13 protein-coding genes and 1 pseudogene are annotated in these 15,003 nt (G+C 60.2%); 10 read left to right on the top strand and 4 right to left on the bottom strand.

Annotated elements, in window-relative coordinates; genetic code table 11:
• On the bottom strand, window positions 1–796 hold a 796-nt coding region (locus F2S13_RS26180), incomplete at its 3' end, for an EamA family transporter (protein WP_166366385.1).
• 76 nt (window positions 797–872) lie between these two features.
• Here F2S13_RS26180 and F2S13_RS26175 point away from each other — a divergent pair.
• Both F2S13_RS26175 and F2S13_RS26170 read left to right on the top strand, forming a co-directional pair.
• Window positions 873–1,382, top strand: a complete 510-nt coding sequence (locus tag F2S13_RS26175; protein WP_246238009.1) for a MarR family winged helix-turn-helix transcriptional regulator — start codon at window positions 873–875, stop codon at window positions 1,380–1,382.
• 120 nt (window positions 1,383–1,502) lie between these two features.
• Window positions 1,503–2,549, top strand: a complete 1,047-nt coding sequence (locus tag F2S13_RS26170) for a class I SAM-dependent methyltransferase (RefSeq protein WP_166366381.1) — start codon at window positions 1,503–1,505, stop codon at window positions 2,547–2,549.
• Between the two features lie 113 nt (window positions 2,550–2,662).
• Here F2S13_RS26170 and F2S13_RS26165 read toward each other — a convergent pair whose 3' ends face one another.
• Window positions 2,663–3,208 carry a DUF4174 domain-containing protein gene (locus tag F2S13_RS26165; protein WP_166366379.1) on the bottom strand — a complete coding sequence of 182 codons (546 nt, stop codon included), beginning with the start codon at window positions 3,206–3,208 and terminating at the stop codon, window positions 2,663–2,665.
• A gap of 554 nt (window positions 3,209–3,762) precedes the next feature.
• Here F2S13_RS26165 and F2S13_RS26160 point away from each other — a divergent pair.
• The 5 genes from F2S13_RS26160 (at window position 3,763) to F2S13_RS26140 (ending at window position 8,929) form a co-directional block, all read left to right on the top strand.
• Entirely contained in the window at window positions 3,763–4,089 is a 327-nt protein-coding gene (locus F2S13_RS26160) for a DUF3077 domain-containing protein (RefSeq protein ID WP_166366377.1), read from the top strand.
• Window positions 4,090–4,449: 360 nt separating this feature from the next.
• Window positions 4,450–6,126: an MFS transporter gene (locus F2S13_RS26155; protein WP_166366375.1), complete on the top strand. Its 1,677-nt coding sequence runs from the start codon at window positions 4,450–4,452 to the stop codon at window positions 6,124–6,126.
• A 270-nt stretch (window positions 6,127–6,396) separates the two neighbouring features.
• Window positions 6,397–7,791 (top strand): PAAR domain-containing protein, encoded by a 1,395-nt coding sequence (locus F2S13_RS26150; RefSeq protein ID WP_166366373.1) that lies wholly within the window; start codon window positions 6,397–6,399, stop codon window positions 7,789–7,791.
• On the top strand, window positions 7,788–8,177 hold the full coding sequence (locus F2S13_RS26145) for a hypothetical protein (protein ID WP_166366371.1): 390 nt from the start codon (window positions 7,788–7,790) through the stop codon (window positions 8,175–8,177). Before F2S13_RS26150 ends, F2S13_RS26145 begins: the two co-directional genes overlap by 4 nt.
• 320 nt (window positions 8,178–8,497) lie before the next feature.
• Complete coding sequence (locus F2S13_RS26140; RefSeq protein ID WP_166366369.1) at window positions 8,498–8,929, top strand: acyl-CoA thioesterase; 432 nt, start codon at window positions 8,498–8,500, stop codon at window positions 8,927–8,929.
• A gap of 14 nt (window positions 8,930–8,943) precedes the next feature.
• Here the strand turns inward: F2S13_RS26140 and F2S13_RS26135 are convergent, their stop codons facing one another.
• Window positions 8,944–9,831 (bottom strand): LysR substrate-binding domain-containing protein, encoded by an 888-nt coding sequence (locus F2S13_RS26135; protein WP_166366367.1) that lies wholly within the window; start codon window positions 9,829–9,831, stop codon window positions 8,944–8,946.
• Between the two features lie 187 nt (window positions 9,832–10,018).
• On the opposite strand from F2S13_RS26135, the gene F2S13_RS26130 reads away from it, so the two are divergent.
• From F2S13_RS26130 to F2S13_RS29915, 3 genes and pseudogenes are all read left to right on the top strand, one after another.
• Complete coding sequence (locus tag F2S13_RS26130) at window positions 10,019–10,636, top strand: LysE family translocator (protein WP_166366365.1); 618 nt, start codon at window positions 10,019–10,021, stop codon at window positions 10,634–10,636.
• 283 nt (window positions 10,637–10,919) lie between these two features.
• Window positions 10,920–11,606 (top strand): annotated as a pseudogene (locus tag F2S13_RS29920) (methyl-accepting chemotaxis protein); the annotation flags it as partial.
• Complete coding sequence (locus tag F2S13_RS29915) at window positions 11,595–12,539, top strand: methyl-accepting chemotaxis protein (protein ID WP_425500249.1); 945 nt, start codon at window positions 11,595–11,597, stop codon at window positions 12,537–12,539. The pseudogene F2S13_RS29920 and the gene F2S13_RS29915, both read left to right, overlap by 12 nt.
• An 84-nt stretch (window positions 12,540–12,623) precedes the next feature.
• Here F2S13_RS29915 and katG read toward each other — a convergent pair whose 3' ends face one another.
• Window positions 12,624–14,885 carry a catalase/peroxidase HPI gene (gene katG / locus F2S13_RS26120; RefSeq protein WP_246238008.1) on the bottom strand — a complete coding sequence of 754 codons (2,262 nt, stop codon included), beginning with the start codon at window positions 14,883–14,885 and terminating at the stop codon, window positions 12,624–12,626.
• Between the last annotated feature and the right edge of the window lie 118 nt (window positions 14,886–15,003).

Below are 15,003 nucleotides of genomic sequence, written 5' to 3'. Positions count from 1 at the left end.
CCGTCATGCTCTGCCCCAACAGCCCCCACCCCAGCACAACCGCCACCAACGGGCTCAACAACCCCAGCGAAGACACCGCCACCGGTGACAGCCGCGCAATCCCGCGAAACCACAACATATACGCCAGCAACGCGCCAAAGATCGAAAGGTAGGCGTACCCCAGCATCTGCGAGAAACTCAGCGCCGGCAGCGGCGGATCAACCACCCAGGCCACAGGCAGCAGCAACAGCCCGCCCACGAGCAACTGCCAACCGGTCAAGGCCAGCAAGGGCACCGCCGGCCGCCAGCGCCGGGTCAGGTAAGTGCCGGTGGCCATGCAGGCGGTACCGGCAAAGGCCGCGGCGATACCGATCGGGTCCCACACGGCCCCCGGCGACAGCAACAGTGCGGCCATTCCGGCCACGCCCAACACGCTAGCCCACACGGCCAGCGATGCCGGTCGATGCCGATCCAGCGACCACACCAACCCCATCACCAACAGTGGCTGGATGGCACCGACCACCGCCGCCAGGCCACCGGGCAAGCGATACGCCGCGACGAACAACAGTGCCTGAAAGAAGCCGATGTTCAGCGCCGCCAGCACCATGAGACGCCCCCATTCGGCCCGCCTGGGCAGGTGGCGGCTGAACAGCACCAGCAAAATCCCCGCCGGCAGGGTCCGCAGCAACGCGGCCGTAAACGGCAGGCCCGGCGGCAGCACCTGGGTGGTGACAATGTAGGTCGAGCCCCAGATCGCGGGGGCCAATGCGGTGGCCAAGGCATCCAGCCAGACCGGGCGAGCGTTCGAGTTGTCCATGCAATTACCTTGAGTTCAAGATAAAATCAGAGCTTAGCCAGCACTTATCTTGAATTCAAGATAAATGGAGAAGAATTTGCCTATACAACAGCGGGACGCGGTCGACGCGATTCTTGAACAATGGCGCCGTGAGCGACCCGACCTGGACGTGACCCCCATGGGCACCATCGGCCGCATCAAGCGCAGCGCGGCGTTGTTGCAGCGTGAACTGGATATCGTCTTCTCGGCCTTCGGCCTGACCGCCTGGGAGTTCGATGTACTGGCCACATTACGGCGCTCCGGCGCGCCCTATTGCATGGCCCCGACGGCCCTGTTCTCGGCCTTGATGATCACCTCCGGCACCATGACCCGCCAACTGCAGCAGTTGGAGCTTGCCGGCCGGGTGAGCCGCACGCCCAACCCCAGGGATGCGCGCAGCATGCTGGTGCAATTGACACCGGCAGGCCTGGAACTGATCGATCGGGCGGTGACGGCACATGTCGCGAACGAAGCCCGAATCCTCAGCCCCATCCAGGCTGCGGAGCTGACAGAACTCGACGCCCGCCTGTCAGAACTGCTGGCCGTGCTGGAGCCGCGAGACGACTGACCCGGGGTGCAAGGCCCCAGCGACTACACTTAATCAGCGCCCCTTGCGGGCAAATCGCCATGGCCGGGCCTGCGTTCGAACCGGTTCGGTCAGTGGCCTTCTTATCGGGAGGACACGCAAATGGACGAAGCCAAACTCAATGACTTCATGGGCAAGCTGGTGACCGACATGGGGGGTGCGGCGATGATCGCCAACATCATCCTCGGTGAAGAACTCGGCCTGTACAAGGCCATGGCCGACAGCCAGCCGGTCACCCCCGAAGCCCTCGCCAGCAAGACCGGCTGCAATGCACGCCTTGTGCGCGAGTGGCTCAGCGCCCACGCCGCTTCCGGCTATATGGAGCACCGCGACGGTGAGTTTCGCCTGCCGGAAGAACAGGCCATGGCGTTGGCCATCGAAGACTCGCCAGTCTATGTGGCCGGTGGCGCCGTGGTAGTGGCGGCGCTGTACCATGACAAGGACAAACTGGTTCGCGCCATGCGCGGCGATGGCGCCCTGGCCTGGGGCGATCACCATCCGTGCATGTTCAGCGGCACCGAGCGCTTCTTCAGGCCGGGTTACCGCGGCCACCTGGTTGCCGAATGGCTCCCTGCGCTGGAGGGCGTGGTCGACAAGTTGAAAGCGGGTGCCAAGGTGGCGGATGTCGGCTGTGGGCATGGCGCCTCGACAGTGATCATGGCCCAGGCCTTCCCGAAGTCGAACTTCGTCGGTTTCGACTACCACGCCCCCTCCATCGAAGTCGCGAACCAGCGTGCGAAGGAAGGCGGCGTGTCGGACCGCGCCCGCTTCGCCAAGTACTCGGCCAAGGATTACCCCGACAACGACTACGACCTGATCTGCTATTTCGATTGCCTGCACGACATGGGCGATCCGGTCGGAGCGGCCCAGCATGCCTATCAGTCGCTCAAGCCCGATGGCTCGGTGCTGCTGGTGGAACCCTTCGCCAACGACAAGCTCGACGAGAACATGACACCGGTGGGGCGGCTGTTCTATGCGGCCTCGACCTTCATCTGCACGCCCAACTCGTTGTCACAGGAAGTCGGTCTTGGCCTGGGTGCCCAGGCAGGGGAAAAACGGCTGCGGGATGTGTTCATGCAGGCCGGGTTCAGACAGTTCCGCCGGGCGACGGAAACGCCTTTCAACCTAATCCTGGAGGCGCGTAAATAGCAGATTGTTACTTGTGTAGCAGCTGCCGCCAGGCTGCGTCCTGGGACAACTCGGTGTTGGCCCCGGACGCAGCCTGGCGGCAGCTGCTACAAATCCGCGTTGGGCAATCTGCCTCAATCATCCAACGGCTTGGGCGGTCCTGCCGGCTTGGCGGGCTTGGCTTTTTTATCCTTTTTGCCATTGGCAGGCGGCGCAGTTTCCTCGGGCGGCGGTGGTGCTGGCCGGGTGGCTTCCTGCTCAGCCACTGGCAATGCATCGATGGTGCTGAATATCTCCTTGGCCTCGATGGGCCCGGGTTGTTCGAGCTTCTTTTCGCCGTCCTTGCCAATCAATATCACCTTGGCCTTGCTGCCCGCCCCCAGCTTGAGTTCGCGAATCAACCCCATGGTGGTTTGCGGGTCCAAGTCCTTGCCGTCGCGTTGGCCCACGGTATTGATGACCGTGTAAAACACCATCTTGCGCTCGGTGAAAGCCTTGCGGTTGTCCGGTTCTTCGAGGTCCTTCTTCAATTTGACCAGGGTCGGGTCAGCGCTACTGGGAACGATGACGATCAGCGGGCGCGAACCGCGATCATTGGCCAGGGGCGTGTCGCTGTCGGCGGCTACCCATGGGCTCGCGGCGACCAGCAGAGTGGCGAGGGTCAGAGACCGGATGAGCATGCGCACCTCCTTTTGATATCCATGCTGTAAGCATTGCGCATCGTGGCGAAAGGTCCAGCCTAGGACACTGAATTTCTGAGTTTTATCCCGCTTACACGCGGGTTTCAACAATAACCATTGGATTTGGGGCTGCTAGACCTCGTTCCCACGCGCAGCAAAGGAATGCATCCAGAGACGCTCCGCGTCGAGTTCGGGGTGTCGACGCAGAGCGTCTGGCACGGCATTCCCACGCAGAGCGTGGGAACGAGAGCCGAACTCAATCCAATCACACGATCCAATCACCAGTTGCACCTTTACCCACGACCACGCTAACCTTGCCGCGTCGCTGCCAATTCAGCGATCAGGTTTGGTCACCTGCGAAAATCAAGGCGTACAAACGCCTCCAAAAGCTTGCCGGCGTTTTTTTGTGCCTGCTGCAATGCTTTATGGCGGCTGTGCGCGGGAGGGCTTCGGCCCTGCCGGGTTCCTTGATTCCCGGTTGACCAACCTGCGTACAGTCGCCACCCATCGTTTGGTCACGTACGTGGCGACTTCACTAATCAAGGAACGTCGCTATGATAAAAATCGTCCCCGATCCACCACCCGCCGGCACCATCCTCAAAACCGTCACCACCCCCTTCGGCTCCTGCGACGCAGGCCATGAACCCTTGTTCGCCGTGCGCGGCGGGATCAATGCCGAGGATGCGTTGGTGCATGCTTCGCTGTTGCTCAGATGCGCGGTGGATACGGCGTATGCCTCCAGTGATTGTCCTGGGGTTCACCAGAAAGGCCTGATGTGGTCGACGCTGCATTCAATCGAGATGGCGAAAGCGCTTGTCGATGCGTTGGCGGATGGGGCTGAGGGTATGGACTGCGGAGCCAAGCCTGAAGCTGGGTTGTAAGCGGTAGCTTGTAAGTGAGTCTGGTCGGGGGCGACTGCTAGTCGGTTTAACAGGTATGCAGTTCGTTGCCCGGCCAGATTGCTGAGTGAAACAGGTGGACCACGTTGGCCGCATCGCGGGCAAGCCCGCTCCCACAGGGACGATGCGATGCGTCGGTCTGCCGCTGACAGTTTTGGATCGATTCCGGATGATCGTGACCGATTGAACACGGCCGTTTGCTGATAGCGAGTGGATATCTGCGCGAAGGTGATTATGCTTCAAGGGACCTTGCAGCAATGCGAGGCCGTCAGCCTTTGGGCCTGGGGCAGCAATGGTAGTGAGGCACTCCGGCCTACAACAAGAACAAGACGGAGAAGACTCATGGCAGCAATCGACGGTACATCCACGGGCAGCGCGCCCCACCACGGCATAACCAGGGAGGAGCGCAAGGTCATTTTCGCCTCGTCCCTGGGCACCGTGTTCGAGTGGTACGACTTCTACCTTTACGGCTCGCTCGCCGCGATCATCGCCAAGCATTTCTTCGCCGGCGTCAATGAGACAACATCCTTCATCTTCGCCCTGCTCGCGTTCGCCGCAGGCTTCGCCGTACGCCCCTTCGGCGCCATCGTGTTCGGCCGGCTGGGTGACATGATCGGGCGCAAGCACACCTTCCTGATCACCATTGTGATCATGGGTATCTCCACGGCCGTCGTGGGCTTTCTGCCCGGCTACGCGACCATCGGCGTGGCGGCGCCAATCATCCTGATTACCCTGCGCCTGCTGCAAGGCCTGGCCCTGGGCGGTGAATATGGCGGCGCGGCGACCTACGTGGCCGAACATGCACCGAAAGGCAAGCGCGGCTACTTCACCTCGTGGATTCAAACCACTGCAACCCTTGGGCTGTTCCTGTCGCTGCTGGTGATCCTCACCTGCCGCACCGCCCTGGGCACCGAAGCCTTCGAGGCCTGGGGCTGGCGGATTCCCTTCCTGCTGTCGATCCTGCTGCTGATCATCTCGGTGTACATCCGTCTGCAGCTCAGCGAGTCGCCGGTGTTCGTGAAGATGAAGGCCGAAGGCAAGTCGTGCAAGGCGCCGCTAACCGAATCCTTCGCCCGCTGGGACAACCTCAGGATAGTGATCATGGCCCTGCTCGGCGGCACCGCCGGCCAGGCCGTGGTCTGGTACACCGGGCAGTTCTATGCGCTGTTCTTCCTGCTGCAGACGCTCAAGATCGACCCGCAGACCGCCAACCTGCTGATTGCCGGCTCGCTGCTGATCGGCACGCCGTTCTTCGTCATATTCGGCAGCCTGTCCGACCGCATCGGCCGCAAGGGAATCATCATGGCCGGCTGCATCCTCGCGGCGCTGACCTACTTCCCGATCTTCCATGCGCTGACCCAATACGGTAACCCCGACGTGTTTGTCGCGCAGGAGCAGAATCCGGTTACTGTGGTCGCTGATCCCGCCCAGTGCTCGTTCCAGTTCGACCCGGTGGGCAAGGCCAAATTCACCAGCTCCTGCGACCTCGCCAAGACCCTCCTGGCGAAAAAGGCCATACCCTACAAGAACGAGAAGGCAGAACCGGGCACCGTCGCGCAGGTCCGAATCGGCGACAAGGTGATCCCGAGCTTCGAAGGCACCGGCATGCCGGCCGCCGACTTCAAGACTCGCAACGACGCCTTCATCGCCACCCTCGGCGGCGCCCTCAAGGAAGCCGGCTACCCCGAGAAGGCCGACCCGGCCAAGACCAACTACCCGATGGTGCTGCTGTTCCTGACCATCCTGGTGATCTACGTGACCATGGTCTACGGCCCGATCGCCGCCTGGCTGGTGGAACTCTTCCCGGCGCGCATCCGCTACACCTCGATGTCGCTGCCTTACCACATCGGCAATGGCTGGTTCGGCGGCTTTCTGCCCACGGTGGCGTTCGCCATGGTGGCGGCCACGGGCGATATCTACTACGGGCTGTGGTACCCCATCGTCATTGCCGTGATGACGGCGATTCTTGGCACGTTCTTCCTGCCGGAAACCAAGGATCGGGAAATTCATCACACATAAGGTTGGCACCCCCTGCGGGTGACGGAGAATGGCTACCGACGACTGCTAGTGTGTCTAGCCAGGACCTTCACCCGCTCAGGGACACGCCAAATTTTCCGACTTTTCTGGTCGGTGCTTGAGAAATGTCCTGCTTCTCCTCGACTCCCTTTCGGTAATTCTCTGACTCGCCACTTTGCTCGATTCCCGCTTATGCGCGAGTCCGGGCAATCCATCGTCATCAGAATCCTGTGCGCTCTCTCATAAGCGCACCTCAATAAAAAGGGAAATCCAATGGCTAAGGGACATTTCATCCGCCTGGGCGACAAGACCACCTGCGGTGGCACGGTTCAGGAAGCGGATTCACGCGTCATGATGTTCGGATTCGCCCATGCTCGTGAAGGTGATCGGGTCACATGCGGAAAAGATGGGAAGACCTATGTGATCGCGGGTGGCGTTTCATACATCACGAGTAACGGCAGGCGCGTGGCCGGCCATCTGGATAGCTTCAGCAATTGCCCCTGTAAAGCTCAACTGATCCCTTCAATTTTCAACGCCAGCTATGAGTCGAGCCAAAGCGCTGGACCGCAGGCCACCCGAACAGCCGCTCAACCGGCTGCCCCAGCCCCAAGCAGCCCCTCGATAGCGCCACGCCATTCGAGTTTCGCGCCTTCGAGCAATCCGGCGCCCGTTGTATTCAAGAGCGCGGAGCGTCAGGAACCTGGTTTCTACATCGTGCCCAAGAGCATGACTAAGGAACAGCTCGAAGCCTCGTTGTTCACCGTGCGCGACCCGGCGGTGATGCACAAGTTTCAGTTGCTCAATCCTAATCTGCACGACGTCAAAGCGGGCTCGATGATCGTGCTGAGTGATCCGGGCAACATTCAATGCACTCGAGAAGAGGCGTTGCTGATGGAAGCGGCGAGCAAAGTGGATAACGCCCTCAAACCACTCAGTGCGCAAGAAGCCGACTTCATGGCACGGCACCGTGACGAAATCGAAACGTTCTTATCCGAGGGTTCAACGGCCATAGGTATCGGCGAACTCATGCTCTCCAAACATCTCAAAAATGTGAAGGTAGCGTTGATGGAACTGGAGAAGCTGCATCAAACAACCTTCCAACAACACGGCACGCTGAATACCCCGGCATTTTTTGCAGAGCGAAATCGATTGATGTCACAACTGGATAGCAGCCTTGGCCCGCTTCTTCATAAAGGTGCCGGGATACCCGACCACCCAAAACTGAAACATGCCTTAGGCATTTCCAGCCGTAGCTTGGTTCACCATTGGAGCAAAGCTGGGGCGCCAGGCAGCATTCCAGGATATACCACTCATATCGAAGGTGTAGCCAAGGCTAGTAAGTACATCGAAATGGGGGGCTGGGTTGGTTTCGGGCTAGGTGTGTCGGCTTCCGCCTTTAAAGTGCTGGAGACCTGCCGAGTTGGCCGTGAAGATGAATGCCGCAGTATCAAGTTTACCGAGAGCGGAAAATTTGCAGGGGAAATAGCTGGGGGTGCCGCAGGGGGCTGGGCAGGCGGGCTGGTCTGTATAGGCTTAGGGATTACGACAGGCGTTGGCGGACTCGCGTGTGGTCTGGTGATGGCTGGACTCGGATCAGCCGTCGTCGGGAATGCTGCTGGGGAATATGGCGAAGTAATCGGCGAAGTGCTCTATGAGTCGATGAAATGAGAAGCGGCACAGAGCTAGTATTTCTCTGGTGTGGTTTGGCGCTTATAGCAGCGACCTTTTTATTGATGGGGTGGTTGCTCTACATGGCGTATTTCAAAATGGATGAAATGCTCAAGCACCTCAGCCGCAGCTCTGCCATTAAACTGAGAAAGCCCATGGTGGATGGAAGACCAATGGGCCGCCTTTTGATGCTCAACGCCATAGCCATGATGTTGGCATTCCCTAAAAAATTTCTGGCTGATGGAGGCCTTCACCCGGAGGATCATAAGAGTTTTCCCCGTAACCTACGATTACGTATATTGATACCGAGCAACGCGATGATTGTTTTCGCGATGCTTTTTATGACTCTGTGGGGTGTCGGAAAATATATGGATTGGATTAAGTAATCCCTGTTCGCGTGGTCGGTTGGCTTGTCTACAGTAGCCGGCCAACGCTTGGTCACGAATACGGCGAAAACCGAGCCCCGCGTCGTGATCGTCGCAACGCGCCTGGACTTCTCGATTTCGACTACAACACTCTGCATCTGCAGGAGGTGGAACTGCTGGCCGGCGCTCTCAGAGAACGCGGGAGGGAAGATATATGCCTATACATCCGGCCCACCCTACGAAGTAAAACCCCAAGTCGCCGCAAAAACCCAGACCGCACGAGTGACTCTCCTCCCCCACCACGTCAATAATGACTGGATACCAAAAAAGGAGCCTCCACCTTGACCACCCCCACCCAGTTCCATCAAAAAGCCTTCGTCAAAGAACAATGGATAGACCTCTACGGCCACATGAACATGGCCCACTACGTTGCGGTCCTGGATGAGCTGGGCCATCAGATTCTCGAGCGATTCGGCATGGGCGAAAGCTACACCGCAACGCAAAATTGTGGCCTGTTTACCGTGGACGCTCGCGTGCGCTACCTCAAGGAACTCCGTGCTGGCGACCCTCTGCGTGTGGAGTTGACACCTTTGCGCTTCGATGAGAAACGACTCATCACCAAGGTCGATTTGTACCACGATGAGGCTGGCTATCTCAGCGCCACGATGGAGCAGACAGCCGTGAACGTGGACCTGGCCACCCGGCGAGCGACCAACTTCACTCCAGATGCCGTGGCGATGCTGCAAAAAATGATGGACATCCATGGGGAATGAAAGCGGTCGGTCCGTCAGCCTTGGCGATCAACCTGTTCAATACTCAGATTCGCCTGCCCGGCAATCCACTGCTGAAACGTGGTGGATTTTGGGCATTCATCAAATGGCCTGGGCGATAACAGGCAATACGCCGAGCCATCCCGGACAAAGCCCCAGGGCGCCAGCAACTGACCCGACGCCCGCTCGTCCTGCACCATCAGGAACGACGCCATTGCAATCCCCAGCCCCGCAGCGGCTGCCTGCACGCACAAGTAGAAATGTTCGTACTCGGTCTTGAGGGCATCCCGCGCCGATAGATTCTGCAAGCGCAGCCAGTTGTCCCACGCCATGGGGCGAGTCTTGCTGTACAGCAGGCGCGTGCCGTCGAGCCGATCACCGGGCGGTCGCGTGGCGGCGGTGCAAACGGGGCCGATCCACTCGTCACAGATCTTCATGCTGTGCACCGACTCGTCCCAGTGAAAGTCATCGCGGCGGATGGCCAGGTCGGCGCCAGAGCGAGTGAAGTCGATGGGACCGCCCGCTGCCAGCAACTGGACCTGCAAGTGCGGGTGCTTTTCGTGAAAGTCCGGCAGGCGCGGGATCAGCCATTTCATGGCGATGGTCGGCTCGCAGGACAACACCAGCACATCTTCACGCGTTTCCTGCTGCAACCGGTAAACAGTGCTTTGCAATTGCTCGAACATCGGGCCCGTGACGTTGTAGAGGGTACGCCCGGCGTGATTGAGGAAAATGGCCCGGTTGCGCCGCTCGAACAGTTCAACCCCCATTGCCTCTTCCAGCAGGCGCACCTGACGGCTGACGGCGCCGTGGGTCACGTGCAGCAATTCGGCTGCGCGGACAAAGCTCTGGGTTTGTGCAGCGACGTTGAAAAAGCGAAAGGCGGCAAGCGGCGGAAGGCTCATATATACGATGATTTCTCACAGATTTTGGCAACTATAAATCGCTTTTTCAGCCGCCAGCAAATCCCCATCATTGCCATAACCAGCGCTCTCCATACGAGGTGATGCTGGAAGTCCGCCATCAACCATCCGTGATCAGGCGTAGCGCAAAAATACGTCTGATACAACGTTTTTTCTGTGGAGCCGAATCATGAACGAACTACTGGCGGTTGCCGTCGTTACCATTCTGGCGGTGATCAGTCCTGGCCCCGACTTTGCCATGGTCACGCGCAATAGCTACGCCTATGGGCGCCGCAGCGGCCTGATGGCCGCGTTGGGTATCGCCTGTGGTGTGCAGGTCCACGTGTTTTATACGGTGCTGGGCATTGCCGTGATCATCACCCACTCGCCGCCGCTGTTCATGGCGATGAAATTGCTGGGTGCGGGGTACCTGATCTACCTGGGCATCAGATCACTGATGAACACCACCACGTTGACCCTGGGTAGTGCCAGCGGTCCTGTGCCGCCGCTGTGGAAGGCGTTCAGTACCGGTTTTCTGACCAACGCGTTGAATCCGAAGACCATGCTTTTTGTGGTCGCCACCTACAGCCAGGTGGTCCAGGGCGGCAGTTCGATGGCGGCCAATTTTTCCTATGGCGTGTTCATGTCGTTTTTTCATTGGGCGTGGTTCAGCTTTGTTGCGGTGTTCTTCTCGGCGGAGGTGCTGCGTAGGCAGATGTTGGAGAAACAGGGGGTGGTCCACAAAGTGATTGGTATGGCGTTGATTGGTTTGGGTGGCTGCCTGGTGTTGCCTGGGGTTGGGCGTTGAGATTATAAAAATTGGGGCCGCGATGCGGCTATCGCAGGCAAGCTGAACTGGCTGCCGAACTCACCATGCGCTGACCGACGACAAATGTTCACATAAACGTGCCAGCATTTCGCCTTCAATACCGGCCGTCGTCTCTGCTCGAAAACCGCTCAAGAACAATACTTTCCAGCCGATCAAGCAAGCTGTCTCCGCCCCGCCATTATCGTGCGCGGCGGCACAGGGATGTGGCGCGTATTGAAACCTGTTCGGCCGTTGGCCGCATTCCCTTTGGTGAGATTGTCTTATGTCGAAATCCCTGCGATTTCAGATTCTCGCGTTGCTTGGCGGTAGCCTGGCGCTGGTGCTCGTGATCGCACTGGCCTGCTTCCATTTCCTCTCCAATAGCGTGCAGGCCTACCGGGGTCTCGTGGAAGGCCCGTTGCATGCCTCGCAACTGATCGACCAGGCCAACCTGCAATTCAAGGTTCAGGTGCAGGAATGGAAAAACGTATTGTTGCGCGGCAAGAACCCTGCCGATCTGAACAAGTACTGGAGCCAGTTCGAGGATCAGGAACGGCGTGTGCAGGACGCACTGGGCCAACTCAGCAACCAGGCGGGCATTGAATCGCAGGTCAAGGAAAAGATCGACCGGCTGCGCGATCAGCATCGCAACCTGGGCGCCGCCTACCGCAGGGGCCTGGAGGCCTTCAACGCATCGGGTGGCAATCCGGTGGCCGGCGATCAGGCGGTCCAGGGCGTGGACCGCGCCGCCAGTGAGCAGATGAACGAGCTGGTGGCCGGTCTACGCAAGCAGAGTGAAAGCCAGTCGGCGCTGATCGATGATGCCGCCAACCAGACCATCCTCCTGGGCGCCCTGGTAACTCTGGCCTCTGCATTGCTGGTCGGGGCGTTGGCCCTGTGGATGATCAATCGCAACATCGTCGGCCCCATTCGATTGCTCATCGACTACGTCGCGCAAATGAGCGAGGGCCATTTCCGTGACCGCGTCAGCGTTGATCGCCAGGATGAACTGGGACGCCTGGCGGCGGCAGCCAACACCCTGCGGGATTTTCTTGCTGAAACCTTCACGCGCCTCAAGTCCAGCACCCGACATCTGGACACGGCTGGCAGCGAACTGAAATCCATCGCTGCGCTGATGGCGCAAGGCACCCGCGAACAGTTCGACCGTACCGATCAGGTGGCCACGGCCATGACTGAAATGTCCGCGACTGCACAGGAAGTGGCACGTCACGCGGTGCAGGCGGCAGAGGCCGCTGATGAGGCCGATCGCAGTTCCCAGGAAGGCGGACAGGTCATGAACGCGACCATCCGCTCCATTACCGCGATGCGCGATGAAATCAGCAATACCGCCGAAGTGATCCGCCAGCTGGAAAGCGACAGCGGCCGCATCGGCAAGGTCCTTGAAGTCATCCGTGGCATTGCCGAGCAAACCAACCTGCTGGCCCTCAATGCCGCCATCGAAGCAGCGCGCGCTGGCGATGCCGGTCGCGGGTTCGCCGTGGTGGCCGACGAAGTGCGGACCCTGGCGCAACGCACTGCAGCCTCCACCGCTGAAATCCACCAGATCATCAATTCCGTGCAGACCGGCGCTGTCGACGCGGCCAACGCCATTGAAAGCGGTCAGTCGCGCAGCCAGCAAAGCGTGGACCAGGTCACCCAGGCAGGCCAGACGCTGGAGCGCATTACCGCAGCGGTCGAAGCGATTCGCGACATGAACCGGCAGATCGCCACAGCGGCCGAAGAACAAACGTCGGTGGCCGAAGACATTTCGCGCAACCTGACGGAAATCACCGCCATCGCGACCACCAACGAGGGCAATGTGCAGCGAACGCAAGTGGCGAGCGAGGACCTGCACCAGTTGTCGGTCGGCCTCAATGGGGTGATTTCACACATGAGCGCTTGACTGCCCAGCCTCCCTGGAGCCCCTCGACCCGAGCGATCAGGTCGAGGAGCTCCCCTTGAAGGCCTCAGGGCATGACCACTGCCGTCACCTGAGGTCGAAACGGTCCAGGTTCATCACCTTGGTCCAGGCCGCAACGAAGTCTTTCACGAACTGCTCCTGCGCATCGCTACTGGCGTAGACCTCAGCCAGAGCCCGCAGCTGCGAGTTGGAGCCGAAGACCAGATCGACGCGGGTGCCCGTCCACTTCACCGCACCGGTTTTGCGATCGCGCCCTTCAAACGTATCTCCGGCGGCCGAGAGCGGTTTCCATTCCACCCCCATATCGAGCAGGTTGGTGAAGAAGTCGTTGGTCAACGCCTCTGGCCGCTGGGTGAAGACCCCGTGCTTGGTTTGCCCGACATTGGTATTGAGCACGCGCAGGCCGCCGATCAGCGCCGTCATTTCCGGTGCCGTGAGTGTCAGCAGTTGCGCCTTGTCGATCAGCAGCGCCTCGGCCGGTAGGCGGAAGTTGCTCTTCTGGTAGTTGCGGAAGCCATCGGCGCCGGGCTCAAGAAACCCGAATGACTCCACATCGGTCTGTTCCTGGCTTGCGTCCATTCGCCCTGGCGTGAACGGCACCGTGACGGTGTGACCGGCATTTTTCGCCGCCTGTTCGACGCCAGCGCAACCGGCCAGCACGATCAGGTCCGCCAGGGAGATTTTCTTGCCGCCAGCCTGAGTGCTGTTGAACTCGTTCTGAATACCTTCGAGGGTCGCCAGCACTTTCGCCAGTTGCTCAGGCTGGTTGGCCTGCCAGAACTTCTGCGGGGCCAGGCGCAGGCGCCCACCGTTGGCGCCGCCGCGCTTGTCGGAGCCGCGGAAGGTCGAAGCCGCCGCCCAGGCGGTCGACACCAGTTGCGAGACCGACAGGCCCGAGGCCAGCAGCTTGCTCTTGAGTGCTGCCACGTCGCTGTCGTTGACCAAGGCGTGGTCGACCGGCGGGATGGGGTCTTGCCACAACAGCTCTTCGCTCGGCATTTCCGGGCCGAGGTAGCGCGAGAGTGGCCCCATGTCGCGGTGGATCAGCTTGAACCAGGCGCGGGCGAACGCGTCGGCCAACTGGTCCGGGTTCTGCAGGAAGCGCCGCGAGATCTTTTCATAGATCGGGTCGAATCGCAGGGACAGGTCCGTGGTCAGCATGGTGGGATTGCGCCGCTTGGACGGGTCGTGCGCATCCGGGATGATACCGGCGCCGGCGCCGTTTTTCGGTGTCCACTGCTGCGCGCCCGCCGGGCTCTTGGTCAGTTCCCACTCGAAGCCGAACAGGTTCTCCAGGTAATTGTTGCTCCACTTCGTGGGTGTGGTGGTCCAGGTCACTTCCAGGCCGCTGGTGATGGTATCGGCGCCCTTGCCGGTGCCGAAGCTGTTCCTCCAGCCGAGTCCCTGCTCTTCCAGGCCAGCGGCTTCGGGCTCGGCGCCGACGTTGTCGGCTGGGCCGGCGCCGTGGGTCTTGCCGAAGGCGTGGCCGCCCGCGATCAGTGCCACGGTCTCTTCGTCATTCATCGCCATGCGGCCGAAGGTCTCGCGGATGTCCTTCGCCGCAGCGACCGGATCCGGATTGCCTTCCGGGCCTTCCGGGTTCACGTAGATCAGGCCCATTTGCACCGCAGCCAGCGGGTTTTCCAGGTTGCGCCCTTCGTCGGTGCGGCTCTCCTCATTGCCGGGTTCGGCAACGAGTTGACCTTCGCCGGGTTCTTGCATGGGTGCCTTGTCTTTTCCGTAGCGGGTGTCGCCTCCCAGCCACTTGTTTTCGGAACCCCAGTAGACATCTTCGTCCGGCCCCCAGACGTCCGGACGACCTCCGGAAAAACCAAAGGTCTTGAAGCCCATGGATTCCAGCGCGACGTTGCCGGTGAGGACGATCAAATCAGCCCAGGAGATTTTTCGGCCATACTTTTGCTTGATCGGCCACAGCAGTCGCCGCGCCTTGTCGAGGCTGACGTTATCCGGCCAGCTGTTGAGCGGTGCAAAGCGTTGTTGACCGGAACCGGCACCACCTCGCCCGTCACCGGTACGGTAGGTACCGGCGGCATGCCAGGCCATGCGAATGAAGAGCGGTCCATAGTGACCGAAATCCGCAGGCCACCAGTCCTGGGAGTCGGTCATCAGTGCGTGCAGGTCCTGTTTCAGTGCCTGAAAGTCCAGGCTCTTGAAGGCCTGGGCATAATCGAAGTCTTTGCCCAGGGGATCGGACAAGGGCGAATGCTGGTGCAGGATTTTCAGGTTCAGTTGGTTGGGCCACCAGTCGCGGTTCGTCGTGCCACCGCCAGCAGCGTGACCGAACGGGCATTTCGATTCAGTTGACATGTGGGAGCTACCTTTTCCGGTTGAGTTCATCCAGCTATCCGGCCCGACCGGGCTCTGAACAGCGACGAGAGAAATCAAAGACAAAAGCTGCAGGGTCAACAACACGGTATAGCACTAC

This window comes from Pseudomonas akapageensis (assembly GCF_011355085.1).
Taxonomy (GTDB): Bacteria; Pseudomonadota; Gammaproteobacteria; order Pseudomonadales; family Pseudomonadaceae; genus Aquipseudomonas; species Aquipseudomonas akapageensis.
This window is presented reverse-complemented; position numbering and strand designations above follow the sequence as displayed.

What these genes read in the sequence shown, in the direction of transcription:
- F2S13_RS29915 (WP_425500249.1), top strand. Translation starts at nt 11,595, where the DNA reads ATGAGCGAGGGCCATTTCCGTGACCGCGTCAGCGTTGATCGCCAGGAT.
- F2S13_RS26130 (WP_166366365.1), top strand. Translation starts at nt 10,019, where the DNA reads ATGAACGAACTACTGGCGGTTGCCGTCGTTACCATTCTGGCGGTGATC.
- F2S13_RS26145 (WP_166366371.1), top strand. Translation starts at nt 7,788, where the DNA reads ATGAGAAGCGGCACAGAGCTAGTATTTCTCTGGTGTGGTTTGGCGCTT.
- F2S13_RS26165 (WP_166366379.1), bottom strand. Translation starts at nt 3,208, where the DNA reads ATGCTCATCCGGTCTCTGACCCTCGCCACTCTGCTGGTCGCCGCGAGC.
- F2S13_RS26135 (WP_166366367.1), bottom strand. Translation starts at nt 9,831, where the DNA reads ATGAGCCTTCCGCCGCTTGCCGCCTTTCGCTTTTTCAACGTCGCTGCA.
- katG (WP_246238008.1), bottom strand. Translation starts at nt 14,885, where the DNA reads ATGTCAACTGAATCGAAATGCCCGTTCGGTCACGCTGCTGGCGGTGGC.
- F2S13_RS26150 (WP_166366373.1), top strand. Translation starts at nt 6,397, where the DNA reads ATGGCTAAGGGACATTTCATCCGCCTGGGCGACAAGACCACCTGCGGT.
- F2S13_RS26155 (WP_166366375.1), top strand. Translation starts at nt 4,450, where the DNA reads ATGGCAGCAATCGACGGTACATCCACGGGCAGCGCGCCCCACCACGGC.
- F2S13_RS26170 (WP_166366381.1), top strand. Translation starts at nt 1,503, where the DNA reads ATGGACGAAGCCAAACTCAATGACTTCATGGGCAAGCTGGTGACCGAC.
- F2S13_RS26160 (WP_166366377.1), top strand. Translation starts at nt 3,763, where the DNA reads ATGATAAAAATCGTCCCCGATCCACCACCCGCCGGCACCATCCTCAAA.